We start from the raw sequence: 18,499 nt of genomic DNA on the forward strand, positions 1-18,499 counted from the left end.
CAGGGACCGAAGTCCCCTACCGCTCGACTTGCATGTGTTAGGCCTGCCGCTAGCGTTCATCCTGAGCCAGGATCAAACTCTCCATAGTAGAAGATTGTTTTGATATTTTTAAATCCTTGACTCGAACTCTAGTCTGTAAATCAAATTTAGAATTGACTTGTCTTGTACTTCTCTTCTCAGTGCCTCAAAGAACTCTATTTTAAACATTCGCTTGCGACATTTCGTCGATTGCGGATGCAAAGGTAGTCATTTTTTTTTATCTGCAAAATTTATTTTTCAAAGTTTGAATTTCGATTTTGCAACGTTTAAATCTCGAAGACTACTATCGCGATTTAGATTTTAAAGAACTTATTTCCTTTCGGAAAGCGGATGCAAAAGTAGCGCTTATTTTTGAATCTGCAAGTATCTCTGCAATGTTTTCACAACCTTTTTCGAGAGAAAAGTTACAAATGGTTGATTACTACAAAAAAGTAGAACTTAAAATAAGCCACGATTTGTTCTAAACTTCAAATAGGTTATTTTTGAACCAATAATACACCTTATTTCACTATGCTAAACGACAGCAAGGTTGTTATCATACCTACTTACAATGAGATAGAGAATATCGAAGCGATAATCACTAAAGTACTAAGCCTCCATGGCAACTTTCATATACTTATAATAGACGATGGATCGCCAGATGGTACAGCTTCGGAAGTAAAAAGGCTGCAGGCAATTCCAGAATACAGCGAGCGAATCCATCTAATTGAACGAAGCGGGAAACTCGGTCTTGGCACAGCATATATTACAGGGTTCAAATGGGCTGTTGCTCATGAGTACGACTTCATTTTTGAAATGGATGCCGATTTCTCGCACAATCCGGACGACCTCATTCGCCTTTACGATGCCTGCCATGAAGGTGCTGATCTTGCCATTGGCTCGCGCTACGTAAACGGCGTTACCGTTGTTGAGTGGCCTATTGGGAGGATTATAATGTCGTACTACGCATCGGCGTATGTCCGCTACGTAACAGGAATGCCAGTAAAGGATACCACTGCCGGATTTAAATGCTACCGAAGAAAAGTTCTGGAAACCATAAATCTTGACGCCATTAAGCTGAAGGGCTACGGATTCCAGATAGAGATGAAGTACAATGCATACCTGCTAGGATTTAAAATAGCTGAGGTACCAATCATCTTCAGGGATAGAACAAAGGGGACTTCAAAGATGTCAGGAGGCATATTTGGTGAAGCATTTTGGGGCGTACTAAACATGCGCCTAAGAAGTGTGTTTGGTAAGATAAAAGAAAAACCCAAGGCATAATGGCAGCATACCTTATTAGTGGAGCAACCATCATCAACGAAGGAGCCCAATTTATCGGCAATGTTCTTGTAGAAAATGGGCGCATCAGCAAAGTTTCAAAAAATCGGATTGAGGCAAACGACGCAACAACGATAAACGCTGAAGGACTTTTGCTCCTTCCCGGCGTTATCGACGACCAGGTGCACTTTAGGGAGCCCGGATTAACCCACAAGGGCGACATTGCATCGGAATCGAGAGCTGCGGTAGCGGGTGGGATTACCTCGTTTATGGAGATGCCCAACACCAAACCTGCCACAACCACCATCGAACTGCTGGAGGAGAAATTTGAGATTGCCGCTAAGACATCTTACGCCAACTACTCGTTCTATATAGGTGCAACCAATGAGAATTTGGATGTCATCTCCAAAATCGACCCTAAATCGACCTGCGGCGTTAAGGTTTTTATGGGATCGAGCACGGGCAACATGCTAGTGGACGAGCGCAAAACCCTTGAAGGAATCTTTGCAGAAAGCCCTACCATCGTTACCACCCACTGCGAGGAAGAGGCTACCATTCGCCGTAATCTTGCCGAATTTCAGGCTCGTTACGGAGAGGCAATCCCCGTAGAGGCGCATCCGCTAATCCGATCCAACGAGGCATGCGTCCGATCAACCGATTTGGCCATTAGCCTAGCCTCCAAGTACGGCTCTAGACTTCACGTACTGCATCTATCTACAAGGGAAGAGATGGCCCTATTCGACACCAAGCCACTTGCCGAGAAAAAAATCACCGGAGAGGTGTGCGTTCACCATCTCTGGTTTAGCGATAAGGATTATGCCCAACGAGGAAACTTCATAAAGTGGAACCCTGCGGTTAAATCGGAAGCAGATAGAGATGCGCTTCGAGATGCGCTGAAGGCAGGTAAGCTCGACGTGGTAGCAACCGATCATGCCCCTCATACCTTCGAGGAAAAATCGAATCCATACCTTACCGCCCCATCGGGAGGCCCTTCCGTTCAGCACTCGCTAACCCTAATGCTCGAGCTGGCCAAACAGGGCTTCTACACCATCGAAGAGGTTGTTAATAAGATGTGCCACGCCCCTGCTACCCTCTTTCAGGTGGCCGAGCGCGGCTTCATTCGCGAGGGACACTTTGCCGATTTGGTGCTGGTTGATCCATCTAACTCCTGGACTATTTCTAAGGAAAACATCCTCTACAAGTGTGGCTGGTCGCCCTTCGATGGTGTTACGCTATCCAACCGCATAAAGACCACCTTTGTAAACGGCGAAATTGCCTACAGCGATGGCGTTGTTTGCGACAAGCAGCTTGGCATGAGGCTTACCTTCGACAGGTAAAAGAAACGAAAGTAGCATATAAAGAAGGGCATTCCTGTTTATGGAATGCCCTTCTTCGTATGCTTAAAGAACCATACACCACAAGGGAATTTGGTTGAATGAGGATTGCGAATCTTAATTATCTTTAAATATGGAGTCGCCGCAAGTAAATTCCCCTAAGCAGACTACCACCAAAGACTTTACATACGGGAAGACGACTTCAGCACAAAAAGGAACGGTGCTACGCAAAAGAAGAGGGTTTCCCCATTCTAGAAAAAAACGTTTCCATCTATAATACAAACAACTCCGTTCGTCGGACCAATATTTTAATCCTTTAAATAAGAATATTAGTTCGTCAAAAAGATACTTCAGCTCTGCAAAACAAATCCGCATTCGTTGAAAAGATAATTCAGTTCTACAAAACGAATCCGCATTCAGCGGGAAGATATATCAGCTCATCAAAACGAATCCGCTGCCAGCGGAAAGACATTTCAGCTCTGCAACGCGAATCCGCTGCCGGCGGAAGAACATTTCATCACGGAAATTAAATTCCGCCAGCAGCGGAGAGGCATTTCAGGTCTGCTACAGGTGTCCGCAGCTGGAGAAAAGAGATTTCGCCTTTATAGGTATCTATGGCTATAAAAAAAGAGGGAAGCCTAAGCCTCCCTCCCATATATCATCTTGAATTCTACTAGTAGAAACGGTAGCGGAAATCTTCGATTCCAGCAGCTTTTCTAAGCGCGTCGTACGATTGGTAAACCGAGCGTTGACCGTTCATGCTGCTAATGCGAACCTTTTCCGATTCGATGCTGAACGCAGGATCAACAACTTTTCCGGTTTGCTGAAGAACGTAAACACCGTTAAGGCCAACAACTGGCTTGCTAATGGTGTTAGGCTTAACCGTGGTTGCAGCAGCTACCAAGGCGGGCTCAATACCTACATTAGGCACGATGTACGAGCTGAATGCGATATCGGCAGCATCTGCAGCTTGGGTACCCAACTTTTGAGCAAGCTGATCGATGCTATTAACGCCTTCGAGCTCCTTCTTCATCTTAGCTTCGAGCATTTCGCCCTTCTTCTCGCGTTTAACCAAGTACTCAACATCCGATTTTACCTGCTCTAGAGGAGCAATACCCTTTTCACGTTCGCCAGTAAGAACAGCAACTACAAACTGATCCTTTAGCTCAAATACCTTCGAGATATCGCCCTTATCGGCTTCGTAAGCCCAACGGATAATCTCGCGGGGGCTGTTTAGGCCAGATATAGTGCGCTCGTTAGGGCTTAAGCGAGAAGCAACGCGCTTGTTAAGCTTTTGCTTTGCCACTTGAGCATTGAAATCTTCCAAGTTTTTACAGTCGGCCACAAAGCTGTTGGCCATGTTGTACACGCTTTGAACCGTATTGCTGCTAGGAATAACATCGCGCTGAACTACGGCTAGCTTTACGCGCTTATTAGCAGCACCCTTATCGGTAACCTGAAGCACGTGGAACCCGTCTTGTGCCTGAAGAACCTTTACAGAGCCCGAAGCAGCCATTAGAGTAGAATCATCCACTTGTCCTCTATGCAACCAGCCCATGTCGCCACCTTTTGCAGCAGAGTTTTGATCGGCCGAGTACTTTTGGGCAAGCTCTGCGAAGTTAGCACCGGCTTTAACGGCCTTCATCAAGCTGTCGGCCAGCTTTTGAGTTGCAGCAACGTTACCATTTCCAGTTACAAGGATATGACGAGCCTTAACAGAGTCGGTCATCATCTTAACATCGGCAATACGAGCCATGATGAAGGAGTTTCCATCAAAGTAAGGCTTAAGGAACGATGCCGTGCTAGCGCTAAATGCAAAGGTATCTAGCTTAGCGGCCAGTTCTCCCTTTTTGAAGTAGCGATCGTAGCTCTTGTCGGTGTTATTTTGAGCGTACTGAGCAGGATTCTGAGCAGCAGCGAACTCGGGCTCGGCTGTAGCAACCCACTGCTGAGCTGCAGCAAAGTCTTCCTTTGAAGGCCTTACGTCGAATACAACATACTCGATATCGCGGCCCACTTCCTGCTGGAACATTTTTTTATGCTTATTGTAGTACTCCTTAAGGTCGGCATCGGTAACCTTTACTGAAGAGTCTGGTATTGTAAAGAAGTTTTGCGCAACAAAGCGAATGCTATACTTGTTGGCATCAGCAGCCAAAGCGCGCTTTGCATCCAAAGAGGTTACGTACAACGAGCGCTGTACAAGCGAAGCATACTTGCGGGTAAGCCTCTCTATTTTCACCTGATCTTTGATATACTTCCAGTACAACAAACGTGTTGGATCAGCATTCTTTGCCTCGATGCTTTTTACAAAAGCGACAATTTGCTCGCGATCAACCATACCTGTCTGTGGGTTTTGGAAGAAGTTGCGAACAACTGGCGAGATGTTGTTTCCTTGAATAAGGTCAACCATTTCGGTTTCAGAAACCGCCACGCCTTCTTCAGCGAGCTTTTGGTCGAGCACCGTTTCACGAATCATCTCTTCCCAAGCCTGATCTCTTAGAGCCGCCATCTCCTCGTCGGTGAACGACTGCTTGCCCGAAATAAGCTTTTGCGTTTCGGTCATCTCGTCGAGCCTGTTCTGGAATTGAGTAATTGATATTTTATGCCCATCAACCTCGGCCAACGTCATTTTAGAGCTGTTCAGGAGCGTACTTCCCGAATTAACAAGATCCCCTAATATGAAGGCAATTAGAGCAAAACCAATTACTACAGCAACCAAAACGCCCATGCGGCTTCTAATCTTTTCTAGTGTTGCCATGAAAATATTTAATTTAGTTTAATCTTTTTTTTTGAGACCACGAATATAGTAAAATCGGCCACAAAGCAAATGGATTTATGCCGTTTTTTATTCCTGAATGGACAAATGTACTAATATAATTCGAGTTGAAGACATCCTCAGAATCTTAACCTTAAAGTTTCCAACTGCAATCGTATCGCTTGGTGATGGAATACTCTCGTTATTGTATAGGATGAAACCGGCCAACGTATCATACTCGTCGGATTCCGGAATCCCTAATCCGTACCGTTCGTTAAGGGTGTCAACTTTTAGCTTTCCTGATAATAAGAACGAGCCATCCTTCAAACGCTTTTCAACGGTATCCTTTTCATCGTGCTCATCCTCTATATCGCCAAATATCTCTTCTATAATGTCTTCAATGGTAACTAATCCGGCCGTTCCGCCAAACTCATCAACAACTACCGCAATCGATTTCTGCTCCTTTATGAAGCGAGCCAGCATCTTTTGGGCGCTGATTGTTTCGGGAACAAAGCTAATGGGAAGCAGCATCTGCCGGATCGTTTTCGGTTTCTTAAAAAGATCCTTCGAGTTTACGTAGCCGATTATATTGTCAATTGTATCCTTGTAGATCGGAATTCTAGAAAAGTTGCTGACAACAAAAAGCTGCCTGAGCACCTCTATAGATGCATCAACCTCTAGGGCTTTTATATCGGTTCGCGGAATCATCCGATCACGAACCTTTACTTCGTAAAAATCTAGAGCGTTCTGAAAGATCTTCAGGTCGTGCTTATGGGCCACACCGCTATGCTCCGAATCGTTAACGAGCTTAGCCAAATCAACGGCATCGAAAACGGGTACGGCATCTGCCCGCTTTACCTGAAGCCTAAACAGCCCTAGGATGCGCACCGCCATCCACGTAACGAATGTGGCAATTGGATATAACAGGATGTAGAGCAGCACCGCTGGGGCTATAAATAGCCTTAGGAAAAGGTTAGGATTTGACCTAAATAGGCTCTTGGGAAGAAATTCTGCTGCCAAAAGAAAAGCACTTGCTGAAACAAGAATGCCAGCTATAATAACCGCAGCTTCGGAATCTACATGTTGCGCGAGCAGTTCCTCCACAATCCTAATTACACACAGCGCATACGCTACCAGCGCTATGCTACTACCCGCCAGTAGCGTAGCAACAAATTGTCCCGGATGCTTTATGAAGATATCAACAATGCTGGCATAGGTTTTACCGTGCTTGCGATCTAGCTCTATCCTTAGCTTGTTGGATTTCAAAAAAGCAATCTCCATTCCCGAAAAAAAGGCAGAAATGGCAAGCATCAAAATGGCAATGGCAAGATTCGCCTCCATTACACTCGTTGTCGTTTGCTTAGCTTATACCGCAAAATAAACATCACTAAAGATAGAAGAGCTAGCACAAGGACGCGAAATCCCATCCCGCTATCAATCGCGATAAAGGCAAATGTGGTATAACCTAAAAGAAAAATGGACATTGCTGCCCATATCCACATCCATAGCTTATTCTTACGTTCGGAGATTTGCATGTCGATGCATTTTATAAAGAAAATCCAGTAAGCCTAGGTTTTTTAACGTTGTAGTTCTGGAACTTTTCGTCGGCATCAATCCCTTCTCCTGTACTACTGTTTCCATCTGGTTTTACCACTCTTACGAAAACATTTGTAGATACACGACGGGTAACCTGATTCCAGTAAAGTTTCTCGGTATAGAGCGTTTCGCCTTTATTGTTCTTGCCCACAACATTACCTCGAGCCTCCCAAAGTTTCTGGTCTTCGTGGTATATTGCATATTTCGAGGTTATACTCGCAATCTTTTGCCCTGCTTGATTGTAGGTAACCACTTTAATACCTTGCCTAAACTCCGAAACGACAGGATTCCTCATAGAGTAGCGCTGAACAATTGGAGCCGAAACTTCCATTTTGTAGAACCCTCCTTCCGAATAGGTCATCTTAAAGTTTTCCAAGGTTTCGGTTGGCTTGTTCTCAAAGTTGGAAATTGCCTTAACCGTCTCAATATCGCTCTTACACGATACTAAAAAGGCAGCACCTGCAATTGCAGATGCTACCATAATCTTTTTACAAAGCGAAGAGTAATTTCGCATAATAGAGTTTAAAACTATCGAGCTCTAATAACTGTTCTTTCGTTGATACCACAGCCAACAGTGATAACTTTTCCTTCTTCGTATGCGTAGCTAAACAGGTCTGTCTTGCTAGGGAAACCTGCAGAGTAGTTGCTAATAAGCCTGTCTGCATCAGCGGCAACAGAAGGATCTACCTGTTTTGCCTTGCGGAGGTAATCAACAGCAACGAAATAAGGACCTGCACTAATAACTGGATCGGCACCTTGGCACTTTTGAGAGCCAATGATGTTTGCAATAATGATGTAGGCTAACCCGCTATTAGGATTTGCATCTAATGCAAGATTAGCAAGAGCTTTTGCATCGTGCTTGTCACCAGTCTTTAGCATTGCATCAGCAGCAAGGAGAAGAATATTAGCCTTTTCTACATTATTTGGTTGAGCATTAGCAGCCTCCTTGTAGTAAGGGATTGCCTTGCTATATTCGCCTCTATCTACCAATAAACGAGCAAGGTTAAGCGCTCCTTCTGGGCTTGGCTCAGCCTTTTGAAGGGCTGCAGCAGCCTTAAAGTAAACTTCTGACTTAGTACAGCGGTTTGCTCCAAATAGAGATACGATTTTCTTCAAAAGTTCAACATCGGCTGGATTTTGCTCTAGCTTAGGAGTGTATAAAGCTATAAGATTATCGCAATTAGCAACCCCCGACTGAACAAAGATTACATCCAACGACTCCTTTGCCTTCTTCAACTCCTCATTGCTTGGATCTGCAGCAAGCTGTTTCTCAACGATAGCCCCATTCGTAGAATAGTAATCCATCACCTGATCAGCGGTTACCTCCTTCTTTTGGTAAAGATCGCTGGTGATTTGCATTCCATAAGCAATAACCTCTGCATTAGCAGCATCTCCCTGGCTTGTAATAAGATCTTTAATCATTGTTAGCGCCTTTGGAGCTTGATCTGGCCTATAAAACAACAAATCCCTAACCTTAAACTCCATCGCCTTGGGAACATCCGTTGGGAAATACTTCATACGAGCATCGTATAGGCTCAACAAAGTGTCAACATAGGCTTGCTTTGCAGCCTCATTTGGAGCAGACTCAATGAAGCTTTGATAAATAGTTCTACCTCTTTGTAAAGCTGCTAACGATGCACCTGGGCAAATATTATACGCAACTTTCCAATACTTATATGCACCCTTAAAGTCGCCTGATTTAAATCCATCACTATACAAGCTTAGGTTTAGGGCACAAATTTTTCGTGTGGCGGTATCAGCACCATATCGAGGATTCCCTAGATATGATTGAGCAGAGGAGCTCAACGCCATAACGCTAAGGAAGGCGAAAACTCCCAATTTTACCAGTTTACTTTTCATGCTACAGTTATATTAGGACATTTAATTAGTCAAACATCGGTTTTAGGAACCAACGATCGAACAGCGAAACACCTACCGTAAAGGTAAAGTAGTTCTCTTTTACGCTTCCATCAACTTTCGTACCACGTTTCCCAAATTCGAAAGAGGTATTAAGATAAGATAATCCCTTTATCGGAAATGCAAAACCCGCAGTAACTGCAATGTCGTTAGTTTTATTTCCTTTAACTTTATAGTACACATCGTTATAACGCAAACCAACCCTATAGGTTACCCTGTTAAAGTAGTTACGAAAATCGAGAATGTTTGGTGTAATCTCAAAGCCCGCTCTAACGGAGTTGGTATTCACGTACTCCGACATCTTATCTAGAGGGGTAACCTTGTTCCATTGTGCAAACTCATAGTCAAAAGAGAATGCGTACCTGTCTGTTTTACCATAGGATGCCCCTATTCCAATCCTTGTAGGAATTCCAAAACTAACATCCTTATTAAGGTACTTTATAGTGTCAGTAGGATTCGATGTCACCGTAGTCAGCTCATCGTACTTCGCCGATATATTCAACTTGGGTTGATAAATAAGACCGAAGTTTAAGAATTTTTCCTTGCTTATCTTATGAGCGTATGAAACACCTGTAGAGAATCCAAAATTTGACACCATAACCTTACTAGCGGTAGAAGTTGAAAGGTAGAGCGAGTTTGTTGCAGGAAATACTGTGTTATAGTTGCGATCGATAGAACCAAAATAGAGATTCAAATTTGCACCTACCGACAAACCCTCTATTATCTTCGCACCAAGCCCTATCTGACCAATATTAATACCTCCTTTACCATTATACTCGTAACTAACATTCCCAATATTTGCCAAAACCTTGGGATCGGTTTCATCTATAGTTACACGATAACCAACCTGCGTCATAGGCTGGAAAGTCAAGGCAGTAAACAGCCTTTTTGAGATAGGAAATGCCATTGATATATGGTCAACAGAAAATCCGTTAAAACTGGTATTCTTGCTGCTTGTTGATGCATAAATATTGTTGCTTTCAATACCAAAGTCTACAATAAAAGTAGTGGTATCCTGAGCTGTAAGAGCCGCAGGATTTAGGTGGTTGATCATGAATCTGCTTCGAAGACCAATTCCTGCGTCCCCCATTCCACGTGTGTTTGAAAATCCAGGGAGCGATAACTGCCCTATACCATAAATGGTATTAGGCGAATAGAAGTTTTTGCTATACTCTTGAGCATTAGCTATAAGTGAAAAAACTCCAAAAAGAATTAGAAAAGATGTACGTAAAGTTCTTTTAAACATTATACTCTAAAATTCGGTTCAACCCTTGGACTACCAAATTGGGAACGACAAATATGGTATTTTTTAATTTTCCATCAAAGAAAAATGCATCTCCACCAGTAAATATAACCTTTAAATCAGGATAAAGCCCACTAAATAGCTCAATATAGGTATCCAATTCGAATATTGTGCTGTTAAGTACGCCTGCCCTAATTGCATCGGTCGTATTCTTTCCAATAAGAGGATATCCATCAGCAATATCGACTAGCGGCAGCTTTGAGGTGAAGCTAGAAAGCGCCTTAAATCGGGTATTTAGCCCTAACGAAATATTGCCTCCCTCAAAACGTCCAATAGCAGATACAAAGTCAATGGTTATTGCCGTTCCGCAATCAACAACAAGAACGTTTGTATGGGGGAAAATATTGTTTGCCCCAACTGCTGCTGCCAACCTGTCGAGGCCTAATGTATTAGGAGTTTCATACCCATTTGCAATGGGAACCTGTATTTTATGGTTAAATAACAAAAATTTTCCTTCTACAAAGGTGTTTAAGAATTCAGGGGGAGCGTCGTCTCTTACCGAAGAAATGATGCCATTGTCAAAATTTCCATATTTAGCAAGAAACTGAATTACCGACTCATCATTCCAGCTATTAACCCTTATAACGTCAACAATTGCCAAATCTCTAATTGCAGCGAGCTTAATAGCCGTATTTCCAACATCTATAATTAGATTCATAGGGTTGCCTGTTTCATGTTATTCAGAATTGTATAAGCCACATCAACATCCTTTACATTTGGTATTGAAATGTAGAGCTTATCAGGGGTCTGCTTTACCTTAAAGTTTTTAGGTTGCGATTGCAGATAGCCGATTAGCTTAGCAAACATCGGCATTTGGTAGTACCCCGACATCTGGTTAGATATAAAATAGGTAATCATGATGCCATTTTTAAGGATGATCTTTTCGAAGCCCAACGACATAGCCAGACGACGCAGCTTAACGACATGAAGCAGCTGCTCTACCTCGAGCGGCATTGGACCAAAGCGATCGATAAGGCGAGCCTTGTACTTTTCGAGTTCCTCCTCATCCTCAATTGCATCGAGTTCACGGTACAGGCGAATCTTTTCGGGGATGCTGCCGATATAGGCATCGGGCAACAGCAACTCCATATCGGTATCGATGTGACAGTCGGTAACAAAGGTGATGTCGTGCGGTTTCTCTGGTGTTTCGGCACTACCTTCAAACAAGTAACGGAACTCGGAATCTTTTAGTTCCTGAATAGCCTCGTTGAGAATCTTATGGTATGCCTCGAAACCTATCTCGGCAATAAATCCGCTTTGCTCTCCTCCCAAAAGATTTCCGGCTCCACGGATATCCAAGTCCTGCATGGCTATGTTGAAACCGCTACCTAGATCGGAGAAATCCTCGATAGCCTTTAGCCTACGGCGCGAATCCTGGGGTAAACCTGCAACCGGAGGAGCCAGCAAGTAGCAAAATGCCTTTTTGTTCGAACGTCCAACACGCCCACGAAGCTGGTGCAAATCGCTAAGTCCAAACTGGTGAGCGTTATTTATGATGATGGTGTTGGCGTTAGGGATGTCCAGTCCCGACTCAATAATTGATGTTGCAAAAAGAATATCAGCATCACCATCGATGAAGGCCATCATCGTCTTTTCGAGCTTGTCGGGCTCCATTTGACCGTGAGCAACCAGCGTTTTTACACCTGGCACAAGCTTCTTTACGTAGTTCTCAATCTCCAAGATGTCCATCACACGGTTGTGCACGAAGAACACCTGTCCTCCCCTATCGAGCTCGTAGGTTATAGCTTCGCGAATAATCTCCTCGTTAAACGTGTGCACTTCGGTAGATACCGGATGGCGGTTGGGCGGTGGAGTTTGTATGATGGACAGGTCGCGAACGCCCATAAGCGAGAACTGGAGCGTACGCGGAATTGGCGTTGCGGTAAGCGTTAGCGTATCCACGTCGTGCTTCATTTGACGTAGTTTCTCCTTAGCCGATACGCCAAACTTCTGCTCCTCGTCGATAATCAGCAAGCCCAGATCCTTAAACTTGATATCCTTGCCAATTACACGATGCGTACCTATAAGAATATCTATCTTACCTTCGGCAAGTTCCTTAAGCGTATCCTTTATTTGCTTGGCAGACTTTAGGCGGCTTACAAAATCAACCTTTACAGGAAACTCCTTAAGCCTATCCCTAAATGTTTTGTAGTGTTGAAGCGCCAAAATGGTGGTTGGAACCAACACGGCAACCTGCTTGCTGTCAGCAGCAGCCTTAAGAGCGGCACGGATTGCTATTTCTGTCTTACCAAAGCCCACATCACCACAAACCAGGCGATCCATTGGCAGCTCGCCCTCCATATCCTCCTTAACGGCCTTGGTGGTGCGCATTTGGTCGGGCGTATCCTCGTAGATGAACGAAGCCTCGAGCTCGTACTGCATAAACGAGTCGGGCGAGAACTGGTAGCCACGCGACGCTCGACGCTGAGAGTAGAGTGCAATCAGATCCTTGGCGATATCCTTAACCTTCTTCTTAGCCTGAGCCTTCAGCTTTTGCCAAGCACCGCTACCCAGCTTATATATTTTTGGAGGTTCGCCATCTTTGCTCTTAAACTTCGAGATGCGGTGCAGTGCATGAATATTCACGAACAGCACGTCGCTATCGCGGTAAACAAGCTTAATAGCCTCCTGCATCTTACCGTTAACCTCCGTTTTTACCAGACCGCCAAACACGCCTACACCGTGGTCGATATGCACCACGTAGTCTCCGATTTGCAGGCTGCTTAGCTCCTGAATGGTGATGGCCTCGCTCTTGTTAAGCTCGCCGCGTAGCTTATACTTCTGGTAGCGCTCAAATATCTGGTGGTCGGTGTAGCAGCAGATTTTTGCAGAGTGGTCGACAAAGCCCTCGTGCAGCGCAACGGGTATGTAGTCGAACTCTATATGCTTTTTGGTGATGGAGTCGAAGATGTTGTGCAGACGCTCCACCTGAGCCTCATTCTCGGAGAGCAAGCAGGTAGTGTACCCCCGTTCGTTGTTCTCCATTATGGTATCAGCCAGCAGCTCGAAGTTCTTGTTGAAAGTTGGCTGCGGCATGGTGGAGAACTCTACCATCTTTTCCGCCTTCAGGTAGCTCGAAGGAGATAGCGATATAGAAATGTGGCGTTGTACCCCATCAACCAGATCGTCGGGAGTAATTATCCATTCACCCTTTTCTCCATTACCGGCATGAACAGATTCTATCTTGCGAACATCGGTGTTGGTGTCAATCTCTACGAAACGGCGATGCAGGTAGTCCATCTCCTCCAGCCAAAACATGGTGGTGGGCGGAACGTAATCAAATATGCTAACCTTTAGCTCCGAGAGCGAGGCGTTCTTTAGGTTGGGAACAACCTCGATTACCGAGAGCTTATCTTCCGAAAGCTGCGTATCGATGTTGAAGCTGCGAAGCGACTCCACTTCGTCGCCAAAGAAATCGACGCGGTAGGGCTTATTATCGGAAAATGAAAAGATGTCGACAATACCACCACGAACGGCAAACTGTCCCGGCTCGGAAACAAAGTCGACCCGCTCGAAGCTGTATTCGAGCAGCACATCCCGAACAAATTCGATGGAGACTTTTTCGCCAACCGACATCTTTAGCGTATTGGTTCGAAGCTTTTCCGACGACACTACCTTTTCTATAAGCGCCTCGGGATAGGTTACTATCGCCAAGTAGCCGTCGGATGGTGCACCTTCCTTCAGTGCGTTGAGCACAGCAGTACGCTGAACAATGCCCGAGGGATCTTCCTGTCCGTACTGAATGGAGCGCTTGTAGGCCGACGGAAAAAAGAGTATCCGGTCGGACGAGGTGAGGTTGTAAAGGTCGTTGTAGAAGTAAGCTGCCTCATCTTTCTCGTTAAGCACGAAAAAAACGACCTGCCCTTGTGTGAGCATAAGCGATGCGGCAATACTCTTTGCTGAACCGCTAAGCCCATCTACTTTTATGGAGCGGCAACCCGAGGCGATATGTTCACGTAGCGTGGCTATCGCCTCTTGTTGCTCTATACGTTTTATTAGCTGTTGTACGTTCAAAAGGCTACTTTTAATGCTTTGAACGCAAATTTAGGAAAGAGAATACTATTTCATCCGAAAACAAGATGTTTTTTGTCGGTCGAATAGAATATCTGAGTTATTCGCCACAGGAATGTTCTACAGGAACTTCCTGCATAAACTCCTCCACGCGCTTAACCAAAGTATATGACCCTACCACCAAAGGAACTCTTTGATGCAACGAGGTTGGCTTTATCTCTAGGATACGCTTAGTCCCTGTTGTTGCCCTTCCTCCAGCCTGCTCTGCCAAAAAGGCTATCGGATTACATTCGTATATCAGGCGCAGTTTACCCTCAGGTTTCGCCTTAGTAGGAGGATAAAGGAAAACTCCACCAACCAGCAGGTTGCGATGAAAATCAGAAACCATGCTACCAATGTAGCGGCTGGAGAATGGACGGTTAGTTGCAGGAGAATCGACCTTGCAGTAATCTATGAACCGCTTAACTCCATCGGGGAAAGAGTTGTAGTTTCCCTCGTTAACTGAGTATATTTTCCCAGATTTAGGCGTTTGAACCTTATTGTGCGAAAGGCAAAACTCTCCAATAGAAGGGTCGAGCGTAAAGCCATAAACTCCTTTGCCGGTAGTGTAAACCAGCATTGTCGACGAGCCGTAGATGATGTAACCGGCAGCAACCTGCTTTTGCCCTTCCTGAAGAAAATCTTCGAGGGTCGCTTTTTCTCCACGTGGACTTATTCGACGATAGATTGAGAATATGGTTCCTACCGAAACGTTACTTTCGAGGTTAGCCGATCCGTCGAGCGGATCCATACAAACGATGTACTTGCCGTCGAGCGACATCTCATCGTCAAAGGTTACAATCTCGTCGTTCTCCTCCGAGGCTATTCCGCAGCATTCGCCACTATTACGGATACTCGAGATGAAGAGTTCGTTGGCAATGTAGTCGAGCTTCTTCTGGTCTTCGCCCTGAACGTTGGTTGTCCCAATAGATCCAAGGATGTCGGCCAACCCTGCTTTGTTAATGGCCCTGTTTACAATTTTTGCAGCAATCCCAATGTGGTGGAGTAAGCGCGTAAATTCCCCAGAAGCATAAGGGAAATCGGCCTGTCGCTCAATAAGAAATTGATTAAGGGTTGTTACCTTATACGCTTTTAGAATGTGGTTCATTTCTAGTACTAGTTTACATACAGATAATTCAGGTTACCTACCGGTAGGCAGGCGCTGCAAATTAATGCAATTTATTGCACTGTTTCTACTATTTTATATGTTTTTTTATTTCAAACGTATGCATATTGCACTGTTTCGCTATTGTGTATTCCTGTAATAATAACATATGACTTTGAATTTGTGATTTTTATTCTCATATAATCTATAATTTACATATGCACACTAAACATATAACCTTACTGATCTGCCGTAAATTTACTACATGCAGCATTCCACCAAAAGCCGAAAAATGCGCGTTCATTTAACAATAAGCACTAGGCAAACAGTAGCCTACCACCGCTAACGTATAACAGAATGAAGGAGGACATCTAGTAATTTAGATAAAATACTTTAATTTTGAGGCGTATATAATGCATCTAATTAGCATAAGCCTTCTATGTTTAATAAAAGTAAAGTAGCAATCCTGCTTTTAACTGTTTTTTTTGCGTATACGGTAAACGCCCAAAAAAGTAAGGTTGATAGCCTTGAAAACATTCTCAAGAAGCATTACACAAACGATACGGCAAGGGTCAACATCCTAAATAAGATTGCCTACCTGTCGTATAACAACAACAGCAAGAAGGCAAAAGAGTACGCCACTCAATCGGGGAAACTCTCCGACCAGCTAGGCTACAAAAAGGGTAAAGCAAGCAGCTTATGGCTAACAGGCCTATCCTACCTCGGAAGCGATAAGAAAATTTCGCTCACCTACTTTCAACAGGCTTTAGCCTTATCGGAGGAAATCAACGATAAGCCAGGAATAGCTACCTACCTAATTGCCTCTGGCAACATCTTTAGAGATCAAGGCAATGGCCAACAGGGTGATGCGTGCTACAAGCGTGCACTCGCCATTGCAGTAGAAATAGAGGACAAGCAAATCGAAATAAAATGCTTAACCAACATATCCAGAAGCTATACTAGTAAGGGTATGTTCCTCAATGCAATAAAAGGACTTCAAAGAGCCAGCATTCTAGCCAAAGAGATGAACGAGAAGTCTCTTCTTTCTCGCTGCTACAACAACTTAGGCTCTATATACTCCCTTCAAGGTAACCATCCGGTTGCACTCGACTACTACCTAATGGCACTGAGAGTAAACGAAGATCTAAATGATAAATCGGGAAAACTGGGCAACCTTCTAAATATTGCTGGGGTTCAGCTGGAACAGAAAGAGTATAACGAAGCGCTAAAGAACACTAAAGAAGCCCTAAGGATTGCTGAAGAACTGAAAGACACCTTACGCAAATCGGTCTGTCTTAACAATATCGGCAATATTTACCTAAAGATGGACGATGCAAAGGCGCTAGAATACTTCGAGCAGTCGTTGGCAATATCAAAAAATAGCAACATCATACAAAACATCAATACGCTAATAAGTATCGGTGAAATTTACTGCAAGCAAAACAGCCTCTCCAAAGCCCTCGATAACTATAGGAAAGCCCTAAGCCTAGCCGAATCCATCGGGTTAAAACGAGGCATAGCCCAAGCTTGGTCTAAAATGGGAACTGTTTATTTTAAGCAAAAAAACTACAACCAAGCGTTAGAATACACGCAGAAAAGTTTGGCAATTGCCAAGAATGTCGGACTGCTAGATCTCGAGAAAGATACGCATAACCAACTATCCCGAATATATGCCGCAACCAACGACTACAAAAATGCCTACCAGCACTACACCATATACAAAACACTTAACGATAGCATCTTCAACGAGAGCAACATAAAGAAGATTGCTAATTTAGAGAGCGCCTACAAGTACAAGAAGGAAAAGCAGGCAAACGAACTGGAAAAGCAGAAAAAAGACATCGCCATAAAAAAACAACGAATTATCATCCTTACATTGGTTGTGGCTTTCATCCTCATGTGCCTTCTGTCTAGGACAATTTACCGTTCGTACAAGCTTAAAAAGCGAACTAACGCTATCCTACTCCAGCAAAAGAACGAAATTGAGGCGCTAAATGAGGAGTACATTGCACTAAACAAAAAACTAAAACAGTCGAACGATGAGCTGAGCTCGGCCAAGCAGCGGATTGAGGAGAGCAAAGAGCGCTTGCAGCTGCTTATTAAGAACTCCAACGACATCTTCGTTTTAACCGACAACAGTCGGGAGTCGTTCTTTGTGAGCGATGCTGCAAAAAGGATAACCGGGTACAATTCAAAAGAACTTCTTGGCTCGAGCGCAACCTCAATACACCCCGATGACAAGCAGGTGCTCGAGCAGCACTGGGAAAAAGTACTTACGGATAAAACGGCAGCCCATACGGTGAAGTACCGCCATAAGCACAAGCAAAATGGGTACGTGTGGCTAGAGGCCGTAGCCCAAAATTACCTTACGCATCCAGCCATCAACGCGGTAATTTCCAACATTCGCAACATCGACGAGCAGAAGAAGGCAGAAGAGGCGTTTATTGAAAAGGAGGCGCTAAAGAAAAAGCTGCTGGAGATGGAAATTGAAAAAATAAACCACGAGCTGGTAGCCAACCAAAAAGCGATGACAGCTGCAACCCTTAAGCTGGTTCAAAACTCGGAGCGCGATTCGCGAAGCATAAAAATGTTGGAGGACATCGAGAAGAACACCAACGAGGAGGGCAAAAAGAGCGTTAGATCGCTAATTGCCGACTACAAGCTGCAATCGTACAACTCGAACTGGAACGAGTTTGAGCTGCTCTTCGAGAAGGTTCACCACTCTTTCCACGATAAGCTAAACGAGCAGTTTCCGGAGCTTACCCCCAACGAGCGTAAGCTGTGCGTATTCCTAAAGCTCAACATGAGCAACAAACAGATAGCACAGATAACCTTCCAGTCCGAAGAGGCGCTAAAAAAGGCACGCCTACGCCTACGAAAGAAGCTGAATATCGATCGCGACACCAACTTGGTGGCCTTTATTCAAAACATTTAGAGACGCAAAAAAACTAGAAAAGGGGATCCCCGAACCATCAATACAAGGTACTGGAACCTCCCGCTTATTCCCGATTAACCGCTTCTACGGCATCCACCTTACCCTCTACCGAGACTGTTCATGCAACTGTGTCTGCAAAATGATAACGTTAACTTTGCAGACAATGGAAGAGAAAGAAAAAGCAGCGAGCTTCAGCTACGAGGAT

The 18,499-nt window shown here is 44.4% G+C and carries 11 protein-coding genes and 1 rRNA gene; 3 read left to right on the forward strand and 9 right to left on the reverse strand.

Going from position 1 to position 18,499, the window contains the following annotated elements:
* Nucleotides 1-88, reverse strand: a 16S ribosomal RNA gene (locus CLV25_RS15760); the annotation flags it as partial.
* A gap of 461 nt (nt 89-549) precedes the next feature.
* Between CLV25_RS15760 and CLV25_RS15765 the strand changes: the two genes are divergently transcribed.
* Both CLV25_RS15765 and CLV25_RS15770 read left to right on the forward strand, forming a co-directional pair.
* Nucleotides 550-1,302, forward strand: coding sequence for a polyprenol monophosphomannose synthase (locus CLV25_RS15765; protein ID WP_131840632.1), 753 nt, complete (start codon nt 550-552; stop codon nt 1,300-1,302).
* The gene (locus tag CLV25_RS15770; RefSeq protein ID WP_131840633.1) at nt 1,302-2,636 is read left to right on the forward strand and encodes a dihydroorotase; all 1,335 of its coding nucleotides are present in this window, start codon (nt 1,302-1,304) and stop codon (nt 2,634-2,636) included. Before CLV25_RS15765 ends, CLV25_RS15770 begins: the two co-directional genes overlap by 1 nt.
* A 670-nt stretch (nt 2,637-3,306) precedes the next feature.
* Here the strand turns inward: CLV25_RS15770 and CLV25_RS15775 are convergent.
* From CLV25_RS15775 to fbp, 8 genes are all read right to left on the reverse strand, one after another.
* Entirely contained in the window at nt 3,307-5,391 is a 2,085-nt protein-coding gene (locus CLV25_RS15775) for a peptidylprolyl isomerase (protein WP_131840634.1), read from the reverse strand.
* Between the two features lie 87 nt (nt 5,392-5,478).
* Complete coding sequence (locus tag CLV25_RS15780) at nt 5,479-6,729, reverse strand: hemolysin family protein (protein ID WP_131840635.1); 1,251 nt, start codon at nt 6,727-6,729, stop codon at nt 5,479-5,481.
* Between the two features lie 205 nt (nt 6,730-6,934).
* A complete protein-coding gene (lptC, locus tag CLV25_RS15785) occupies nt 6,935-7,465 on the reverse strand; it encodes an LPS export ABC transporter periplasmic protein LptC (protein ID WP_165877115.1) in 531 nt (176 codons plus the stop codon).
* A 47-nt stretch (nt 7,466-7,512) separates the two neighbouring features.
* Nucleotides 7,513-8,844, reverse strand: coding sequence for a tetratricopeptide repeat protein (locus CLV25_RS15790; RefSeq protein WP_131840637.1), 1,332 nt, complete (start codon nt 8,842-8,844; stop codon nt 7,513-7,515).
* A gap of 25 nt (nt 8,845-8,869) precedes the next feature.
* Nucleotides 8,870-9,991, reverse strand: coding sequence for a hypothetical protein (locus CLV25_RS15795; protein WP_131840638.1), 1,122 nt, complete (start codon nt 9,989-9,991; stop codon nt 8,870-8,872).
* A 148-nt stretch (nt 9,992-10,139) separates the two neighbouring features.
* Nucleotides 10,140-10,862: a type III pantothenate kinase gene (locus CLV25_RS15800; protein WP_131840639.1), complete on the reverse strand. Its 723-nt coding sequence runs from the start codon at nt 10,860-10,862 to the stop codon at nt 10,140-10,142.
* A complete protein-coding gene (mfd, locus tag CLV25_RS15805) occupies nt 10,859-14,218 on the reverse strand; it encodes a transcription-repair coupling factor (protein ID WP_243649655.1) in 3,360 nt (1,119 codons plus the stop codon). Before mfd ends, CLV25_RS15800 begins: the two co-directional genes overlap by 4 nt.
* A gap of 97 nt (nt 14,219-14,315) precedes the next feature.
* Nucleotides 14,316-15,362, reverse strand: coding sequence for a class 1 fructose-bisphosphatase (gene fbp, locus CLV25_RS15810; RefSeq protein WP_131840640.1), 1,047 nt, complete (start codon nt 15,360-15,362; stop codon nt 14,316-14,318).
* Nucleotides 15,363-15,798: 436 nt separating this feature from the next.
* Here fbp and CLV25_RS15815 point away from each other — a divergent pair, with 436 nt between their 5' ends.
* On the forward strand, nt 15,799-18,294 hold the full coding sequence (locus CLV25_RS15815; RefSeq protein ID WP_131840641.1) for a tetratricopeptide repeat protein: 2,496 nt from the start codon (nt 15,799-15,801) through the stop codon (nt 18,292-18,294).
* Nucleotides 18,295-18,499: the final 205 nt, after the last annotated feature.

This window comes from Acetobacteroides hydrogenigenes, from assembly GCF_004340205.1.
GTDB lineage: Bacteria > Bacteroidota > Bacteroidia > Bacteroidales > ZOR0009 > Acetobacteroides > Acetobacteroides hydrogenigenes.

Bases quoted from the DNA above. Each gene is read 5' to 3' on its own strand.
- lptC (WP_165877115.1), bottom strand. From the start codon at position 7,465: ATGGTAGCATCTGCAATTGCAGGTGCTGCCTTTTTAGTATCGTGTAAG.
- CLV25_RS15795 (WP_131840638.1), bottom strand. From the start codon at position 9,991: ATGGGGGACGCAGGAATTGGTCTTCGAAGCAGATTCATGATCAACCAC.
- CLV25_RS15815 (WP_131840641.1), top strand. From the start codon at position 15,799: ATGTTTAATAAAAGTAAAGTAGCAATCCTGCTTTTAACTGTTTTTTTT.
- CLV25_RS15770 (WP_131840633.1), top strand. From the start codon at position 1,302: ATGGCAGCATACCTTATTAGTGGAGCAACCATCATCAACGAAGGAGCC.
- fbp (WP_131840640.1), bottom strand. From the start codon at position 15,362: ATGAACCACATTCTAAAAGCGTATAAGGTAACAACCCTTAATCAATTT.
- CLV25_RS15790 (WP_131840637.1), bottom strand. From the start codon at position 8,844: ATGAAAAGTAAACTGGTAAAATTGGGAGTTTTCGCCTTCCTTAGCGTT.
- CLV25_RS15800 (WP_131840639.1), bottom strand. From the start codon at position 10,862: ATGAATCTAATTATAGATGTTGGAAATACGGCTATTAAGCTCGCTGCA.
- CLV25_RS15765 (WP_131840632.1), top strand. From the start codon at position 550: ATGCTAAACGACAGCAAGGTTGTTATCATACCTACTTACAATGAGATA.
- CLV25_RS15780 (WP_131840635.1), bottom strand. From the start codon at position 6,729: ATGGAGGCGAATCTTGCCATTGCCATTTTGATGCTTGCCATTTCTGCC.
- CLV25_RS15775 (WP_131840634.1), bottom strand. From the start codon at position 5,391: ATGGCAACACTAGAAAAGATTAGAAGCCGCATGGGCGTTTTGGTTGCT.